At 51.2% G+C, this 16029-nt stretch carries 14 protein-coding genes; 1 reads left to right on the plus strand and 13 read right to left on the minus strand.

Annotated features, from left to right (window positions below; genetic code table 11):
* Positions 1-6: 6 nt before the first annotated feature.
* From QET93_RS02560 to QET93_RS02615, 12 genes are all read right to left on the minus strand, one after another.
* A complete protein-coding gene (locus QET93_RS02560; RefSeq protein WP_280131740.1) occupies positions 7-1194 on the minus strand; it encodes an efflux RND transporter periplasmic adaptor subunit in 1188 nt (395 codons plus the stop codon).
* Positions 1195-1365: 171 nt separating this feature from the next.
* Positions 1366-2736 carry an alpha-L-fucosidase gene (locus QET93_RS02565; protein WP_280131741.1) on the minus strand — a complete coding sequence of 457 codons (1371 nt, stop codon included), beginning with the start codon at positions 2734-2736 and terminating at the stop codon, positions 1366-1368.
* A gap of 189 nt (positions 2737-2925) precedes the next feature.
* Entirely contained in the window at positions 2926-3147 is a 222-nt protein-coding gene (locus QET93_RS02570) for a hypothetical protein (protein ID WP_280131742.1), read from the minus strand.
* Positions 3148-3295: 148 nt separating this feature from the next.
* The gene (locus tag QET93_RS02575; protein ID WP_280125605.1) at positions 3296-3964 is read right to left on the minus strand and encodes a FadR/GntR family transcriptional regulator; all 669 of its coding nucleotides are present in this window, start codon (positions 3962-3964) and stop codon (positions 3296-3298) included.
* A gap of 26 nt (positions 3965-3990) precedes the next feature.
* Entirely contained in the window at positions 3991-4887 is an 897-nt protein-coding gene (locus QET93_RS02580; protein WP_280131743.1) for an ATP-binding cassette domain-containing protein, read from the minus strand.
* A complete protein-coding gene (ilvC, locus tag QET93_RS02585; protein WP_280131744.1) occupies positions 4874-5854 on the minus strand; it encodes a ketol-acid reductoisomerase in 981 nt (326 codons plus the stop codon). Before ilvC ends, QET93_RS02580 begins: the two co-directional genes overlap by 14 nt.
* Before the next feature lie 430 nt (positions 5855-6284).
* On the minus strand, positions 6285-8639 hold the full coding sequence (locus tag QET93_RS02590; protein ID WP_280131745.1) for a hypothetical protein: 2355 nt from the start codon (positions 8637-8639) through the stop codon (positions 6285-6287).
* Between the two features lie 174 nt (positions 8640-8813).
* A complete protein-coding gene (locus QET93_RS02595) occupies positions 8814-9233 on the minus strand; it encodes a hypothetical protein (RefSeq protein WP_280131746.1) in 420 nt (139 codons plus the stop codon).
* 159 nt (positions 9234-9392) lie between these two features.
* A complete protein-coding gene (locus QET93_RS02600; protein ID WP_280131747.1) occupies positions 9393-9671 on the minus strand; it encodes a DUF3892 domain-containing protein in 279 nt (92 codons plus the stop codon).
* A 484-nt stretch (positions 9672-10155) separates the two neighbouring features.
* Positions 10156-11568 carry a hypothetical protein gene (locus tag QET93_RS02605; protein ID WP_280131748.1) on the minus strand — a complete coding sequence of 471 codons (1413 nt, stop codon included), beginning with the start codon at positions 11566-11568 and terminating at the stop codon, positions 10156-10158.
* Between the two features lie 276 nt (positions 11569-11844).
* On the minus strand, positions 11845-12552 hold the full coding sequence (locus QET93_RS02610; RefSeq protein WP_280131749.1) for an SdpI family protein: 708 nt from the start codon (positions 12550-12552) through the stop codon (positions 11845-11847).
* An 8-nt stretch (positions 12553-12560) separates the two neighbouring features.
* The gene (locus QET93_RS02615) at positions 12561-12890 is read right to left on the minus strand and encodes an autorepressor SdpR family transcription factor (RefSeq protein ID WP_280125597.1); all 330 of its coding nucleotides are present in this window, start codon (positions 12888-12890) and stop codon (positions 12561-12563) included.
* Positions 12891-13106: 216 nt separating this feature from the next.
* Here QET93_RS02615 and QET93_RS02620 point away from each other — a divergent pair, with 216 nt between their 5' ends.
* Complete coding sequence (locus QET93_RS02620; RefSeq protein ID WP_280131750.1) at positions 13107-14525, plus strand: DASS family sodium-coupled anion symporter; 1419 nt, start codon at positions 13107-13109, stop codon at positions 14523-14525.
* On the opposite strand, the gene QET93_RS02625 is transcribed toward QET93_RS02620, so the two are convergent.
* Positions 14507-15781, minus strand: a complete 1275-nt coding sequence (locus QET93_RS02625; RefSeq protein WP_280131751.1) for a serpin family protein — start codon at positions 15779-15781, stop codon at positions 14507-14509. The two genes, QET93_RS02620 and QET93_RS02625, sit on opposite strands and share 19 nt — an antisense overlap.
* Between the last annotated feature and the right edge of the window lie 248 nt (positions 15782-16029).

The following is a 16029-nucleotide window of genomic DNA, read 5'->3' on the forward strand; positions in this document are numbered from 1 at the left end:
TTGGAATTACAGGGTTTTGTTTTCGGGATCATAGGGCTTGACCATCAGCGTGGTTGTTCCTTCCGCCGCTGCGATCATGGCTTGCTGGACTCCTTCGACGACGACCTGCGAGTCGGTCGTTACGGAATTGGGAACAATGGGTATGACGACTTGCCTGTTTCCGATCTTTCCTCCGACCTTGATCGGGATCATATGGGGCTTGTTCCGGTCATCCACAGTGACGATGAAAAAGCGTCCCTGCATGGAAATGATGGCTTGTACCGGGACTGTCAGGGCATGCTGTTCTTCTCCGGTCCGGGCGCGGACGCGGACGAACATGCCTGGCCTGAGCAGAGAGTCTTCATTGGGGAGGTTCGCCTGGATACGTATGGTGCCTGTCGTGGGATTAAAAGCGCTGTCGATGGCAACGACACGGGCTTGATGCGGATAAGTTTTCCCTTCGGAAAGGATGACCTCCAGTTCACTGCCGTTGGTAATGCCCGGTTGCCCGGCTTTTTGAGTTCCCTGGTTGCCCGTTTGCTTCAACCATTGTTCTTGGGAGACGGAGAAGTTCAATCGGATAGGATTGATTGATGAGACTTCCGTCATGGATTTTCCTTCGGGGCTGACTAGGTCTCCCTGCTGAACGGTCGCAATGCCGGCGACGCCATCGATCGGTGACGTGATAACGGTGTAAGCCAGGTTTTGTTGGGCCAGGCTTAATGCAGCCTGTGATGCCAGCAAGGAGGCTTTGGCAGCTTCGACAGCCAGAGCCGTATCTTCGTATTTTTGTTTGGAGACGATGTCCTTGGCTGCCAGAGGGGCATAGATGTTTTTGTCGTATTCCTGTTGTTGCAGCTGGGCTTTGGCTTCGGACAATCTGGCTTCGGCTTGGCGTACCTGGTCGCGGAACGACTGGTCGTCTATGTGGAACAGGATATCTCCTTTTTTAACCATGGCCCCGTTCTGGTAATCCTGGCTTTTCAGATAACCGCTGATTTGGGGGAGAATACTGGCATTGACGGTACCGGTCAAATGTCCGACCCATTCCTGGAGAATAGGTACATTCATTTCTGTCGGCCGTGCCGTTTCGACGGAATAGGGTATGTTTTCTTTAGGTTTTTCCGGTTGACAGGAACACAGGATTCCCAAAATACAGGCAAGGGGGAAAAAGGATTTGAATCCGATTCGGGGGAAAGGATGAACGGAAGCCATGCCTGTTGGACACTGACTCTTGATGTTGCGTTGAAATTTATATCGTCCCAATACCTGTTCCGCGGATTGATTCTCTATATGTTGAATAGATTAAACTCGGTTTGGTTTAATTCCGTTTTAAGACATGTCTGCCGATTTCAAAGCATTTCCTACCTCGGGAGGAAGGTTAGATTAGTAAAGGGAAAATTCACGGATATCGGGCGTTCCCCGGAAGTCGGTGACGGTAAGGCGAACTTTTTTGGGAATGGCTCCATCGGTTTGAATAATACGTTTGTTGCCGATGACTTGTCCTTCGAAGACGGTTTCCCAGCCTTTGCCGGTGTCCCATTCCACTTTGTAGCCGAGGACGCATTCGCCGTTGGCAATGCGTTCACGCAGGACGATATAGCGGACGGAACGGTTGTCCGGGTTGACGATCTCCAAATTGTTGCCCTTGCCTTGCGTGGTAACGATGGGGTTGGCAAAGTCCTGCCGGAGGCGGTCGCCGAATTCCTTGAGGCGTTTGACATCGGCATCGGGAACGAGTCCGCGGTCATCGATGACGATGCCGACGAGCATATTCGTATTGCGCCCCACACTGCAGACATACTTGTGCATCATGTCATCGACGCTGAAGAGTGTGTTGTCCTGTCCCTTTGTCCAAAACCACCCTCCCTGGAAGGATGAATTGCGGCGCAACGTCAGGTCTGCTTCCCCCGGGCACCAGATACTGCCTGTAGCGGAGCCTCCCATACCTTCTATTTTGATCGTACCGTCAGCTTTGGTTGTAGCGTTGGCCGTTCCCCAGCAGGGATCAGGAGCAAAACCTTCTTCATTGCCGACCCAGCGGATGAGGTTCGGGTGGTCTTCCGGTCCCTGGAAGGCGATGGCATCGGGCTGGTACTTTTTCAGGAGGGCAGAGACATTGGCGCCGCCCTCCGAAATGGGGAGGACTCCCCCATCGAACCAGACTTCAAAAAGCTTGCCATAGTTGCTCCACAGTTCCGTGAGCTGGGTTTCTACAATTTTGTTGTAATCCTGCTGGGTGATTTTGGCTCCGGGTTGAACTTTGCCGGGGTTGTCTACGTAACAGTACCCGTTGGCAGCCGTACTGGCGTAAATGCCGGGTTTGATCCCCATTTTCCGACAAGATTGAACGAAGTCGGCGACGATGTCTCCCTTGCCGTTTTTCCAAGGTGAATTTTTGACGCTGTATTCGTGGGCTTTGGTTGGCCAGAGGCTGAAGCCCGAGCAGTGTTTGGCGACGAGCACCGCGTATTTGGCTCCCATGTCCCTGGCTGCTTTCAACCATTGGTCGGTATCCAGATGGGTCGGGTTGAAGACGGATGGAGCCGGATGAGTGCCGAACTGGCGCCAATTATAACCAGGCACATAAGTGGGCATGTCAAAGTGGATGATGACTCCCAGTTCCTGCTCAGCCCATTCTCTTTGCTGGGGAGTCGGGGTAACGGCTGGTTTTGAGGAGGGAGTTTCTCCCCAAGTATTGGCAAGCCCCAGAAGGCAGACAGTGGCGGCGGTAAGGGGGGCAAGGAGTCTATTCATACAAAGAATTACGGTAAGACGCATGTATTTCTTACATGTCTTTTCCTGAAGACGAATGTGCCGTGATATTTATTCCGTGACGCGAAATGCGTCGGATACAAAAAAACTGCAACAATCGAAATTGCTGCAGTTTGGGAGCTTGGTGGCGTCCTTTGACTCCGGATTCCGGATTGGACGGAAGCGGCAAGATCAGGCTTCAGCCTTCTTCGGGCATTCGCCTTTTTTGTCGCACTTCTTGGCTTTGTCGCATTTTTTAGCTTTTTTACAATCCTTGCAACCTTCGCAATCCTTGCATGCCTTGGGACAGTTTTGGTCACATTTGGCGGGGGTGTCGCCGGCCGGAGTGTCAGCGGCGAAACCATTCAGACCCAGGGCGCAGGCGCAAACGGCGATAGCGATGAATTTTTTCATAGTTGTATTGATGATTTGAGATGATTAAGGGATACCTCCCTATCAGGAGGCAAATACTTAGACAAGACAATCCGGTGTAGCGTTGAAAATTTTATGAAAGGGCATGTCAGAGACACGCACCTACCTGGTACCCTGCCGGAGACATGGCTTATTGACCGGCGATGGTACTGGCATCGAATTCGACGATGCGGACAATAATGGCTTCCGCCGTGTCGGCATCGTGGCTGCGGATGGCGTCCAGAAGGTCGGCATGCAATTGCATGGCTCCGGCATCGTATTGTTTTTCTGCCAGGATGTGTTCCAGATTGTCCTGGAGATAGCTGACGATGACGCGGTATAATTCCGCCAGGACAGGGTTGTGGGTGGCGGCGGCGACGGAGGCATGAAAGCGCATATCGTCTTCGATGCCCTGGCCGGAGCGAGCCTGGCAGGTTTGCCAGTCCTGTTCCAATTGACGGAGATCGGCATCCGTGCGGTTGGCGGCGGCGAGCCTGGCTATTTCCTTTTCGAGAGCCCGTCGCGCTTCCAGGATTTGGTGGAGTTCCGCCTCACGCAATTTGTTGTTCATGGCAACGGCGAAACGATCATTGGCGATGACGTAGGTACCGTCTCCGGGGCGTGCTTCCAGAATTCCGGCATGAATCAGGGACTGCAGGGCTTCGCGGATGGTATTGTGGCTGACGGAGAAGGATTTTGCCAGTTCCGGTTCGGCGGGAATCCGGTCTCCGACGGCCCAGCGGCCTTCCCGGATCAATCCTTCCATGGCATTGAGGACTTGCCGGGAGAGGGAGATACGAACGGGTTTTTTCAATTCCATACGCGAAGGGAGGGGCAGGGAGAGGATTATTCGATGACTGTCCAGAAACGGCCTTGATCCGTTTTGATGAGCCGGATGTTGAGATCGAATGCGGTATGGAGGTTGGCCTCGGTCAGGACTTCGTCACGGGAGCCTTCCGCGCAGATGGCACCGGATTTGAGGATCATGCCGCGAGTGAAAGAAGGCAGGATGTCTTCGATGCGCTGGGTGATGAAAACAATGGTAAGTTCCGGTCGGGATTCGGCAAGTTCTTGAATGGTATTGAGGAGGAATTCCCTTCCGGCGATATCGAGATAAACGCTGGGTTCGTCAAGGATGACGAGCTCGGGATCGGTCATCAATGCCCTGGCGATAAGGACCTTGACTTGTTCCCCGGAGGACATGATGTGAACGGCACGGTCAAGGAGGTGCTCCGCCTTAAGCGATTGCATGATGCTGCGCGCTCGGTCTTTTTCTTCCCTGCTTGTGCTGCGGAACAGGCCGATGGTTCCGTCCAGCCCGGAGAGGGCCATTTCCAGCCCTGTCCATTCGCGGTCGGCAAGCCATTGGTGCATGAACGGGCTAACCCAGGCGATGGATTTACGGAGTTCCGACAGGTTGATACTGCCGAATGTTTTGCCTAGGACCTGGACTTTAGCTCCGTAGAGCGGCCAGGCATATCCCATGAGCATTTTGACGAGCGTCGTTTTACCTGCTCCATTGGCTCCGAGGATAAAACAGCGTTCGCCGCGTTTGACCTGCCAGGAGATATCATGCAGAATTTCACGTCCTCCCAGGAAGACATTTGCATTTTCCACATTGATAACCGAATCGGCGGATTCCCTGTCCATAGGCTTGGTTGTCGGGATGGCAACTGCCGCCGGACCAAATCCGGAACCGGCGGCAGCGTCAGTAAGGCGACAGAATGGTTTAGTGTTTTTCAAACAAGCTACGGATCTTCTTGCCGACGACTTCGGCAGGATGCTGTCCGAGTTCTGCTCTCTTGGCTTGGAGAACCTTGGCTCCGCTGTTGGCTTCGGCCAGCCAATCCTTGGCGAATACGCCGCTTTCGATGCGCTTGAGGGATTCCTTCATGCGTTCCTTGACGTCGGGGGTCAGGATCTGCGGTCCATTGTAGTATTCACCCCATTCGGCGGTGTTGGAGATGACGGAGTTCATCTTCTGGATGCCGCCTTCGTAGATGAGGTCCACGATGAGCTTGGCTTCGTGGATGCATTCGAAATAAGCCATTTCAGCCGGATAGCCGGCTTCAATAAGTGTTTCGAAACCATACTTCATCAGGTCGACCATGCCGCCGCAGAGGACGTTTTGTTCTCCGAAGAGATCTTCGTAGGTTTCCTGTTCAAAGGTGCATTCGAGAACGCCGCCGCGTGTGAGTCCTTCGGCCTTGGCCATAGCGAGAGCCATGTCTTTGGCTTTGCCTGTAGCGTCCTGGAACACGGCGATCAGGCCGGGGCAGCCAAAACCTTGTTCGAACACTTTGCGGACTTCAGTTCCCGGACCCTTGGGCGCCACCATGATGACGTCGACGTCGGCGGGAGGAACGATCGTTTTGAACACGTAAGCGAAACCGTGGGAGCAGGCGAGAGCCTTGCCGGCGGTCAGGTTCGGCTTGATTTCGGCTTCGAACACGGGGCCGTGCATTTCGTCCGGAAGAAGGATGTGAATGATGTCGGCTTCCTTGACGGCGTCGGCGACGCTCATGACTTTGAACCCGTCCTGAGTTGCTGCGTCAAAGGATTTGCCGGGGCGGACGCCGATGATGACGTTTACGCCGGAGTCGCGCATGCAAAGCGCCTGGGCGCGTCCCTGGGCGCCGTATCCGAGTACTGCGATCGTCTTGCCGTTCAACACGCTGAGGTCAGCGGCATTGTCGTGAATGATATCCATGTTTTGCTCCTTGTTAATGAGGGAAAGTTCCAAACATCCTATGTTTGGTGGATTCAATCTAGTCCGGCTTCTCCAAAAAGCAAGGGGGAAAAACGTTGGAGACAGAAAATTAACCATTTCAGCAAGAGGCTACAGGGTGTTCCATAGGGAACTGTAGCTTCTTGCGGACCGAGGGGACCCCGGGTATTTCGGGGTCGCCCAAGGCGATGCCGGGTTCACAAGGGATAGGAATTCCGGGAACGGGGGAAGATATCGACCGGGACGGAACGGTTGCGCAGGGTGTGATAATTGTGGGATAGAACTCCCCTGGAATTGGCACTTGATGTCCTCAATCCAGGAGAGTTCTTCGATCGGACCGTCAATTTTGCATTCGGAGCGTTTCTGTATGGCAGTGAATTTTCCGACATGCTCGGGATGTGCATGAGGGATATTAATCCTTGTCGGCGATGCGCATGATGCCGGAGTTGTTTTTGTCCGGGATCCATTCGAGGGTAAATCTTTGCTGCGGGTCCGAGGATGTCAGGGTGAAAGCAGCGTTCATCTGGGCACTGGAGATGGGGGTTGTCGTGTAGGGCGCAATCAGTTTCCTGGCAACAAAAAGGGCGACAGCCGGGGTGATCGCTCCGGATTCGTCGACAATGGAGATGCTATTGAGAATGTCCTTTCCGTTCTTTTTGGAGAATGTTCCGGTCAGGCGGAAGGTACTGTTCTTGATTTCCCAGACGCGAGTCGGCTGGATGGTGAGGCTGGGGTCGATCTCTTCCGATTTGCCCAGGATGGAATCCACTGCTTCAGCGGATTTCCCGAAAATGGGTGTGTTTTTCAACAGGGGGCTCTTCTGGAGTAGATTGGTCAGGGCCAGGGACGATTGCTTGAGAGAGGGGGAGGCACTGCTGTCGGTTGCTCCTGGAAGAACCGGCTTTTTGCTGACGATTCCCAATTCCTCCAGCAGCAGGGCTTTCAAAAGGGCGGATGCTTTCAATTCAAGGAAGGCCCCGCGATATTGCATCTTGTAACCCTTGCCATAATTGGTGGAGTAGTAGGCATATTGGGGTTGCATCCGGGCGGGTGTCACATTGAATTGGACGCCGGGGATGAAGGTTTGAGCGAGGGAGAGGGCCTCTTCGGTTGTGAATCCTCCACGTTGGCTGATATCGAATTCTATGCACTTATCCTGGAACAGGATGGCTGTGATATAGAAGTCCTTCTTCTCGGGGTATCCCCAGATGTTTCCGTTGCAGCGTTTAGTGATTCCTTTGTAAAGGTTTTGATCGATGTCACCGGGGCCGGAGCGTTCTGCATCAAAATCGCTGCGGGGTCTTCCTTCTCCCAGGATTTCTTTCAACTGGCTCAGGGACATGCCCAGACGGACTTTACCGATAGTGTTTTTGAATTCCTTCTCGGCGGATTCCCTGGCCTCATTGACGATGTTGGGAGCCCGGAGTTCGAAGCAGTCCCCCCAGTACAGGAACTGATAGGTATTGTCTTTAGACGGGACGATATAAGGAGGTTCGGTTGTAGTGGGAGCAGAGGCAAAAGCAACGCCGGGAAGGAGTTTCGCGAGGAGGGTTTTGGATGCTGCGAATGTTTGATTGGGCATTTTCACAATCAGGTTGATACACTTTCCGTCCATGAAAACGCCCGTTACAGTCATGTCCGGCAATGGCCACTGATAGGCTTTACAGGAAAGTTCAATCCCCTTGTAAAAATCGGTCTCGGCTTCGTTGATTCCGTGAAGTTTCAAAAAATCTTGGGAACCTTTTGCGACACTTCCGCCCCAGAGGAGATCCATGTCTTCCTTGTCCATGCCGATGAGCGGTTTGGTTTCCAATTCCTTAACTTTGGCATTCAAGTTTTCTCCTGTCGGCTGAAGGGTGACGGATCGAATATCCAAACCTCCATTCTTTTTTTTCAGCGAAATAGTGGTGGGGCCTACAGGGAGCGTGATCGTGGAGATTGTTTGTTCCTTGAAATTATCCCAGCTTCCTGTAGAGGGAATGTTGACAATCGTAGAGAGAGAGGCGCAGGAAAGTTCAAATTCGGCACCGCTGGGAACTGCTCCGTTGAGAATGACTCGGTAGCGTTGCGGAATGGGGGAATTGACAATCCAGGCAATCCCATAAGTTCCGACGATGATGTTTTTGGAACTACTCCATGAAGCTTTTGTGAGGTCGGCCGTTTCGGGAAGAAGTGTGAATGTTCCGGTCTTGTCGGGTTTTACTTCCAACCCGGGATCTGGAATGAGACGGATATTGCCGATGTTGATACCGTAGTTGTCAGTGAGAGTCAGGATGAAAGGCTGTTCTCCTGCCGAAAGTTGGATCTTGCCGATGTGGCGCTTGACAAAATGCTGCCATGAACCGCCTGTAAGAACGATATCCCACGGGCATACTTTGTTCCCCGATCGGACATCGACAAGGGAGGATGGAGCATGGGTTCCTTGAGGACAAGTGTATTGGACTTCGACTATGTAAGTGCCATCCTTGGGAACATTCAGTAACCAGCCAGCCTGATTCCCTCGCTTTTTGAATACGCCAATGGTGGGAAATCCGTACTCATGTTCGATGGTTCCCTCTCCTCGAAGCTGGGCTTTATCGGCTGTCAGGAGGAACGTTCCGTCTTCTTGGGGGGAAATAACCGGAGTTTTAATGTCTTTTTTCTGGAGAGGGATGATTTGGTCTCGTGTCGGACCGTTGACTGTTGAGCCAAACGGATTTCTTTCCGCTGAGACGGGGAACAGTGGTACTAGCGTGGCAAGGAGAAGGGGAATGAAAAAGCGGGACATGGCGATTTAGAGAATACCTAGGTAGTAACCATAAACCTGCATCAGACAGGCAATCAAGGTTCAAATGGGAATCAAGAAAAGAAAATCCTGAATAATCGCGGCATCGGCTCCGAATGACGGTACGATGACGGAAAATTCTTGACCGAAGAATGCTCTACTTCGATTTTTTGTTTATTAATCCAGGCCGAGGAAATGGAAAATTTTTTCGGCTTTTTTGGCTCCTTCCGGATCGATTCCCTTCTGGTGCTCGATTTGTTCCTGGATCTCTTGCTTGAATTCGTCAGATTTTTTCAGTTCGAGGAAGAACCACGTGGCGATTCCGGCCAGAGTCAAACTAACCAGCAAGGACAGGCAGGAGAGGACAATACCCCACATTCCGAGAGTTTCTCCCGAATGGCCTTCCCGTTTTGCTTTCTTAATACCGAGAATACCTAAAACAAGGGCGAGAATACTTGCCAGAAAGCCAGGAATGACGAATGGAGCAGTCAGAATAGCTCCAAGAGCCAGGACGAATGCCGCTATGCACATTCCGTTTGTCTTCTGTGGTACGATTGGCTGCTTCTGAGCCTCTGAATGTCCTTCGGGCGTTTCCATGGTCATGTAATTTCCTTACTCTTTAGTCTCTCTTGCATCCGGAAACGAGACAAATTTGTGGAAGTTGGCTTATTTCTAAAAATGGGCTATGCCAGTGCTGTTGAGTTTATCTTCTCAACAGCACTGGCCTTTCAATAACAATGTGTCAAACGATTGACCTTAGATGCAAGGCAATTTCAGGAGATTATCATTTGGGGTATCGTTAGGTGCGGAACGGACGTATTTTTCTCCTCGTGCACTGGTAGCAGCGATGAGTTTCGGATAATCAGGGATATTGACGTATATGATCCCCCCCTGTTTGACATAGTCATGGAGTACCTCCTTCTTGTAAAGCCCGGGAATGATATCTCCCCCGGCTACATAGATGGAGTCAATTTCGAGAGTGGAGGTTACTATGTAGCACCACGGCTTCCTTTTCAATTTATATGCGATGTTCATGATGAATATCTTAGTTACTTGATCCCGATTCCAAGTTGACATCATCATGATGAGCCCATATAAGGTGTCTAGCTCCAGAGCTAAACTGACGCCAATACTCGTCTTCGAGATCTGGTTGTTGGAACATTGAGGTAAGGTATTCGTAGTACCTTACCTTTTTTGTTCCGTTGGGCGTACCTTACGTCGATTTACGATACTTGTCAATGAGAATTATCAAACTAGAATTTCATTAACATTGTACAGGAATATAATTTCTATAACTATACTACAGGAATGTTGGCTTGTGGGGGACATGGGGAGGTTTGCGAGTGACATTCCCTTGCTGAGCCTCCATACTTGTTCCTGTCCTTGATGCTCTTCCTTGGACAGGTTCGTGTGAATCACACGTGGATTGAAACCTGTAATATGCTTAATGTAAATTACTAGTTGTTAAGTAGTGTCCTCCTTGCCAGAAGAGGCAAGGAGGACACGATACTATTCACCTTTACCTTGCAACTGGTGCTTTGAGAGGCTCGTCGGTGAATTTGACGAGTTGGTGTTGGTGGAGCCAGAGGCCGATGTAGCCGAAAGCGAGGTGGTAGGAAATCCATTCTTCCCGGGAGGGGAAGGTGTCTTCGTCGCGCTTCTGGTAGTATTGGCCTGTGGTCGTGCGGGCCTGCATGGCTTGCATTTCCTGTTGGCGGGCACGAGCCCAATCATGGCCTTTGATAGAGGATTGGGTGTCCCAGTGGAAGAGATCCGCCATGATGTCCATGAGCCAGTAGTTTGCCTGGCGATTGTTGCCCCAGTCGTTGCCCTGAGGGTAGTACATGGTAGCTGTGGCCTGCCCCTGGTTGGAGACGTACATGGTTTTGCCATCCTTGACGAGCAAATCGGTGAGGGCATGATAGACCCTGTTGCCGTTGAAAAGCGAAGCCTTCGGGGATTTCATGCCGCCGATGCAGTAGATCCAGGCATTAGTGGCGCTGCCCATGATGGCTGTCATGTAGTCCGGGTGCAGGATGTTGTGGTTGATGACGGTGCCGTCCGGATCGATATTGCTGCCATTCAACTTGCTGAAGGGGAATCCATTGATTGATCCCGGGAGATTCCAGTCGCCGGGGGCGGAGTAGGCGGAGGCTTGAAGTTCGATAGCCTTGTCGTTCCATCTTTGCCAGTTGGGATGGTGCGGCATCATGACGTTGGCCGCAACAAGGATGGTGGAGTTCCAGGCGTTTTCTTCTGCTTTGCTGTCGCCCGGTGTGATGATTTTGCCTGTTTTGTCGCGGTAGTAGGGCGTTTTGTAGTTGATGAAGCGGTCGGCTTCGTGATCGGTCATACGGGCAAGTTCCATGCGCGTGGAAGCATCCAGTTCGTCCCAAAGAAACCATCCTGCCAGGGCGGCCTGACTAGCCCACAGGGCACTTTGCCATGCATCTCCCCAACCGGTTTTACCTTGATTGGCTTTGTGGTGGTGGGCGAGAGAGCTGATCATACGGATGGTGCGGCGGGTGGCTTCTTCGCGGGAGATCCCGGTGATGACAGGATCGTAGAGGTTCCATTTCAAGGATGTCGCCAATCCGAATACCTGGTGTGCTACGGGACGGATTTGTGCTTCGGCACGACCTTTGAAATCCAGGTAGGGACTATCCTGTTTGTCGAATCCCTTGCGATCGTGATACCAAGTGTTGAGGGCGAATTTATTGGCGTTTAACAACATTCCTTGCACGCCCCGTTCCCATTCTCCTGTGAGAGGACTCGGCTTCAATCGATCCCAATCCGGAGCAATGACCTGCGAGGCTAGGTCTGCAATTTGAGTGGAAGCGGGATTGCCGGATTTATTTCCGGCGGAAGGGGAAGTCTGAGCGAAGGCGGATAAAAGAAGGCAGGGGCATAGGGCAAAAACAGCTGTTTTCATAGGAGAATCAAAGGAGGAGAAAGAGTTGATGATGAGATGATACGTCTTGATTGAGGAATTACTTTCATTTTTTCTGTTCTTAGAAAGATTGGCTTTGTCTTGGATTGGGGCAATGCTACCTCGCCTTCTCAGTACGGCCAGCGTGTCCCTCTGTTTAGAAAATCTCTTGGGTTGGAACGACGTGTACTGTTACGGTTCAGGGCAGACTGCCGTGCTGGGTCCCAATGCGATGGAGTGAGTTGTCAGACTCGAGGCTTGGCTCCGATTTCTCCTTGCTCACATTTTAGGGCGATAGAGGAAGATGGCAAACAGCATGAGGACCATGGTGATGCAACTGCAGGTCACTACTATTCCTGTGGGAATAAAAGGAACACAGGCAATTAGCAGGTTGAAGGCACCGCACCAGAACATGAGTCTTCCTCCGACGCTCTGAACTTTATTCCAGGCATTCGGACTGGAAAATGCCCGGGGAGTTTTGATTCCGAACCATTTGTTGGGGCGTATTTTTGGACAGAGATTCCCGACCAGGATGAAAAGAATTGAGATGGCTGCTACGAAGATACGCAGGAGTAACTCAATATTCATCGTTTCCAATGAGGCTCTGCAGCTTTGCAAAAGGTAAAGGGCTGTGCCGGATAACAGACTCACCGAGAAGAGTTCTGTGTAGGTGCAAAAACGCTCTAGAGGTTTGGCGTTACAGAACTTTTTATCGAAACGGCCTGAGAGCATGCACATGAAACGAATAAAGCGTCCGATGATGAATCCAATAAAACCGACGGAGGGGAGGCACAACACTTCCCAACTCTCTTTGGAGGCATAGCGATCGGCAATACTCTCGGCGTTGAAATGGACGGCAACCTGGGCAGGAAGTTCCTTGTAGATGATGGCAAGGAAGACCCAGGGCAAAAGCGCAATGGTAAGTTCGGTCAGGATGGGGCCACCCTTGAAGAGTGAAGGGCGCTGAGGGGATTGAAGCTCATCCATGGGAGAGATTAGTGTTGAGGTTCAGGACGGGAAGATCCTTTACTCTGGGATTGTTTGCTCTGCCGTGTGGACTGGAAGTTGCCAAACCATGTGAGAAGCTCTTCCATAATACTCAGGTTGAGCTCGTAGAAGATAAATTTGCCCTCTCGTTCATCGCGGATTAAATCCGCTTCCTTTAAAACGGAAAGGTGGCGGGAGATGGCAGCACCGGTGATGTTGAAGCGTTTGCCGATGTCTCCTGCTGATTGGCGCCCGGATTTCAAAATCTCCAGAATCTCTCTTCGCGTGGGATCGGCTAATGCCTTGAGCGTATTTTGTAAACTGCTTTCCGTACTCATTTTACATTTAAGTTGAATGTTAAATGATTTATTATCTGTTTTTTTGAGGAGGTCAAGAAGATGCCGAAATTTTTAGAAGAATGGCAGGGCCGAGAAATGGCATTTTAGGCACGAGGGCTTATTGACCTGCTGCTTGAAGATTGCTACTGTGAACCATACCAGCTCTCCCCCGGACTGCTGACAGCAAGGATTTAGAAGAGAAGGACAACATGGGCTATGAAGAAAAAAGTACCTACTATTCAGCATGATACGAAGGATACGGAGAAAGGGCACCGCAAGTATGCAATCATCCTGTGCGATGTGCTTCTCTTTCTGGCACTCCTCAAATGGCTCCCTCTGGATGGCGATGCGGCCAAAGGTGTTGCTATCCTCGTCTTCATTGGCATTTTGTGGCTGACGGAGGCGGTTCATGTGACGATTACTGCCCTTCTGGTACCGATTTTGGCGATGATCCTGGGGATTCTTCCCGGGGCATCGGCTATGGTGGGTTTTGCGGATCCGACGATCTTTCTGTTTTTTGGTGGTTTTGTGCTGGCGGGAGCCTTGCATGAGCAGAAAATTGACACCTGGCTCGCGGGTAAAATCTTGCGGTTTTCGCGGGGCCATCTGGGCTTGGCTCTTGGGTTGATTTTTGCCGCGACGGCCTTTTTGTCGATGTGGATGTCCAACACGGCAACGGCGGCCATGATGTTGCCATTGGTTATTGGTCTTTTGGGTGAAGTGGATGAAAGCAAGTATAAATCGACCTGGATTTTCGCCGTGTTGGGTGTGGCCTACAGTGCCTCCATCGGAGGGATGGGAACCTTGGTTGGCTCACCTCCCAATGCGATTGCAGCCCGGGAATTGCACATGGGATTTGCGGATTGGCTCAAGATTGGTGTTCCGGTGGCCTGTGTCTTTTCCGTGGTGGTCTTTGCATTGATGTGGGTGATGCTCAAACCCTGTCTTTCTCTGAAAATCAAATCGCCCGATGACGTGGTGGAGGCAAGTGCCGTTGCAGGACATGGCAACCTGGATGCCAAGCAGAAACGCGTGCTGGGAGTTTTCACCGTCATTGCCCTGTGCTGGATGTTTAGCGGTTTTATTTCCGGCCTTGTACCGGGGGGAATCCCATCTATTGATGCTCTGATTGCCTTGTGCGCCGTGGTGTTGCTTCCTGTGTGCGGCTTGATCAACTGGCAGGGAATTGTCAAAAACACGGACTGGGGCGTTCTTCTGCTTTTTGGTGGCGGCATCACTTTGAGTACGATATTGATCAAGACGGGAGCAGGTCAGTTTCTTGCTTCCCAAGTTGCCGTGCTGGGGACGGGGCAAAGCCTGATTGTACTCTTCCTGATTGTGAGCCTGTTTATCACGATGCTCACGGAGTTTTGCTCGAATACGGCATCTGCCGCACTCGTTTGCCCCCTGATGGTGACCGTTGCCGCCGAGATGGGGATTCCGGCGGAACCTCTCGTGTTGCTGATTGGTGTGGGAGCTTCCTGCGCATTCATGCTGCCGGTATCGACGCCACCCAACGCCTTGGCTTTTGCTACGGGCAAAGTGCCTCAATCCATGATGATCAAGGTGGGCTTTGCGATTAACATCGTGCTGGTTTTCGTCAAAGCCGGCTGGGCTTATTTATTTTGGATGTAGGGAGGCAATGATTCAGAATCGCGGCTGGCATCGTTTTCCCCCGGATTGTTCTGGACGCCCATGAAGAGGATACTTCCCGTTGTTTTGTCATAGATGAACCACAGGAAGGGGCGGTCGAAGGTGAGTGTTTTGAAGGGTGGTTCGCTTACGGGAATGCATTCGTCTATGATCCCTGCTGTAACGGCGGCAGCTTCCGTTTTTTCTTCATCGACACTGACGAAACATTTCTGCAATACGTTGACCAGATGAAGGAGAGTTGGTGAAATGAGGCTGAGGTCGGCTTTTCCTTCGATGAATAATTCATGGAGACCCGCTTTCTGTAAACCTGGATTGATAGAGAGAGAATCCCCATCCGTTTTGAATTTCGGGAGGCCGAGGAGCACTAATTCTTTTTGGTCCGGGATACATTGTTCAAGTTGCCGGGGAGAGAGTGCGCCCAAAAAGTCTCCGATTGTTTTTTTGGATTCGGGAAGGACAGCGATGAAAACGGGCTCGGGAGAACCGGGCTCTTGAAGCCATTTGTAACTAAGAGAGATGCTGGTTCCTACTCCGGGGATCATTTTGTAGGGCATGATTCTTTTGTCAGACATCATATCGACTGTCGTTTTCCCTTGAGGAGTAAGGAAATCCTGTTTAGTCGTAGCGAATTTTTTAAATGGCACTTCCCATTTTCCCAGAAAATAAAGGGCATTGGCGGCAATGATTCTGGATTGACTCAGATCCATTGTCGGCGGGATAATTTCTTTGATCAAGTTGTTGGTTGACTTAGCTCCCCATTGATTGATGGAGATTCTGGCCTGCTCCTGATTTTCAAAGAAGGGTTGCCGAGCAATGACTTCTTCCTCGAATTGGTTAGTGTAGGCGTTGTTGATCTTGAAGTGGTTGTCGACGAATAGTTTTCGTGCCGAAATCAGAGTGAAGGGGGATTCTTTCTTGTTGGAGAAGGTGCTGGATATAAAGGATTGTTTGACAGGCCGAGCTTTGTTCAGGACAGTTCGCGTTGTATTGAATTGTTCGGAATTTCCCAGCACGGCGTCTAGCTCCGTACGGGTGGTACCTTGAGTGCCCAGACGGATGATATGGAGCATGTCAGCGATGGAGTAGGGAGAAACGGTGATATTGGTACTGCTTCCTGGAGGTACAAGACTTTGCAAGATCTTCAACCCCATGATATTGATGGAATTGGCCTCCTGGGGCTGTGCGGTGGCTGAGATGGCGAACAGGGCGCCAGCAAGAAGGGGAATGATGGCTTTCATGATTGGAGTCTTTTTTAAAATCGGTACTGCGTGGCATTTTATTTTGCCATGTCATGCGAAGGCAGAAAATTATGCCTGAATATTGGTTTTATCCATTGGCAGGGGTATTTCGTCAATATGAATTTCTTGAGGAGGGCGCCTGTATGGCGGATGATTTCAGAATGTGTAGGAGGGCGAGTGCTTTTTCTAGAGTCGAGCAGATAACGGAAATGTAAATGTCGAAGGTGATGAAATTTTGGAGATTGGTG

The sequence above is a fragment of the Akkermansia sp. N21116 genome (assembly GCF_029854705.2).
Classification (GTDB): domain Bacteria; phylum Verrucomicrobiota; class Verrucomicrobiia; order Verrucomicrobiales; family Akkermansiaceae; genus Akkermansia.

Bases quoted from the DNA above. Each gene is read 5' to 3' on its own strand.
- QET93_RS02570 (WP_280131742.1), bottom strand. From the start codon at position 3,147: ATGAAAAAATTCATCGCTATCGCCGTTTGCGCCTGCGCCCTGGGTCTG.
- QET93_RS02615 (WP_280125597.1), bottom strand. From the start codon at position 12,890: ATGAGTACGGAAAGCAGTTTACAAAATACGCTCAAGGCATTAGCCGAT.
- QET93_RS02590 (WP_280131745.1), bottom strand. From the start codon at position 8,639: ATGTCCCGCTTTTTCATTCCCCTTCTCCTTGCCACGCTAGTACCACTG.
- QET93_RS02595 (WP_280131746.1), bottom strand. From the start codon at position 9,233: ATGGAAACGCCCGAAGGACATTCAGAGGCTCAGAAGCAGCCAATCGTA.
- QET93_RS02625 (WP_280131751.1), bottom strand. From the start codon at position 15,781: ATGAAAGCCATCATTCCCCTTCTTGCTGGCGCCCTGTTCGCCATCTCA.
- QET93_RS02600 (WP_280131747.1), bottom strand. From the start codon at position 9,671: ATGAACATCGCATATAAATTGAAAAGGAAGCCGTGGTGCTACATAGTA.
- QET93_RS02575 (WP_280125605.1), bottom strand. From the start codon at position 3,964: ATGGAATTGAAAAAACCCGTTCGTATCTCCCTCTCCCGGCAAGTCCTC.
- QET93_RS02560 (WP_280131740.1), bottom strand. From the start codon at position 1,194: ATGGCTTCCGTTCATCCTTTCCCCCGAATCGGATTCAAATCCTTTTTC.
- QET93_RS02620 (WP_280131750.1), top strand. From the start codon at position 13,107: ATGAAGAAAAAAGTACCTACTATTCAGCATGATACGAAGGATACGGAG.
- ilvC (WP_280131744.1), bottom strand. From the start codon at position 5,854: ATGGATATCATTCACGACAATGCCGCTGACCTCAGCGTGTTGAACGGC.
- QET93_RS02605 (WP_280131748.1), bottom strand. From the start codon at position 11,568: ATGAAAACAGCTGTTTTTGCCCTATGCCCCTGCCTTCTTTTATCCGCC.
- QET93_RS02565 (WP_280131741.1), bottom strand. From the start codon at position 2,736: ATGAATAGACTCCTTGCCCCCCTTACCGCCGCCACTGTCTGCCTTCTG.
- QET93_RS02610 (WP_280131749.1), bottom strand. From the start codon at position 12,552: ATGGATGAGCTTCAATCCCCTCAGCGCCCTTCACTCTTCAAGGGTGGC.